We start from the raw sequence: 789 nt of genomic DNA, 5'->3' as shown, positions 1-789 counted from the left end.
GGGGCATTGTTTACAATCGACTGTTTTTGGATTCTTCTGCTGCCTATCGTGTGATTTGGCGAGGAGAAGAAGGATGGACTGTCCAGGTTGCCAGGGCCAGGATTTGCGCAAGACCGGCCGCAAGGATGGGGCGCAACGCTATTGCTGCCGGTCGTGTGGGCGCTACTGTACCGACAGGCCGCGCCGGTTCAGCCCGCAAACCAAGGCGAAGGCTGTGGAGATGTATGTCAACAATGTCGGCATCCGCAAGATCGCACGCTTTGTCGGCGCATCGCCTGCCGGCGTGTTGCGCTGGATACGCAAGGAGCATGCGGCTGTGCAGGCGCGGCGGGCCAGGTCTGGTCCGGCCTGTGAGGGAGACGCCGACATTGTCGAGATGGACGAGATCTATACCTTCGTTCAAAAAAACAGCAGCGGGCGGTGATCTGGACCGCATTCAGCCGCCGTCAGAACCGGGTCGTTGCCTATCATATCGGCGACAAGGGCGTGACAAGCGCCATGGCCATCTACCGGCTGGTCAAACAGGCTGTGGGCACGATCGAAGCGATCTACACCGATGCGAACTCCTGCTATCATCTGGCCTTCGAGCGCATGGGGATAGCCGAGCCTCACACTCAGACCAAGACGCAGACACATCTGATCGAGGCATCCAACTCGTCGATCCGCGACAACCTCGCCCGCTTCAACCGTCGCTCAAAGCGCTTCTCAAAGACCCATCAGATGCTCGACATAACCCTCGCCCTCTTCTTCAACAGGCATCTCATCACGAGTCCAATGTAAACACTGCCC

General features: G+C 58.6%; 2 protein-coding genes. Both read left to right on the top strand.

The genetic code is table 11. From position 1 onward, the window contains the following. The first annotated feature begins 73 nt into the window (after positions 1 to 73). Complete coding sequence (locus tag G6N74_RS30425) at positions 74 to 424, top strand: IS1 family transposase (protein WP_165121726.1); 351 nt, start codon at positions 74 to 76, stop codon at positions 422 to 424. Then, the gene (locus G6N74_RS30420) at positions 421 to 780 is read left to right on the top strand and encodes an IS1 family transposase (RefSeq protein WP_165121725.1); all 360 of its coding nucleotides are present in this window, start codon (positions 421 to 423) and stop codon (positions 778 to 780) included. The genes G6N74_RS30425 and G6N74_RS30420 overlap by 4 nt, the downstream gene beginning before the upstream one ends. Positions 781 to 789: the final 9 nt, after the last annotated feature.

Origin of the sequence: Mesorhizobium zhangyense, assembly GCF_011045115.1 — a bacterium.
Lineage (GTDB): Bacteria > Pseudomonadota > Alphaproteobacteria > Rhizobiales > Rhizobiaceae > Mesorhizobium_M > Mesorhizobium_M zhangyense.
This window is presented reverse-complemented; position numbering and strand designations above follow the sequence as displayed.

Coding starts and splice junctions, on each gene's coding strand:
- G6N74_RS30425 (WP_165121726.1), top strand. CDS start 74: ATGGACTGTCCAGGTTGCCAGGGCCAGGATTTGCGCAAGACCGGCCGC.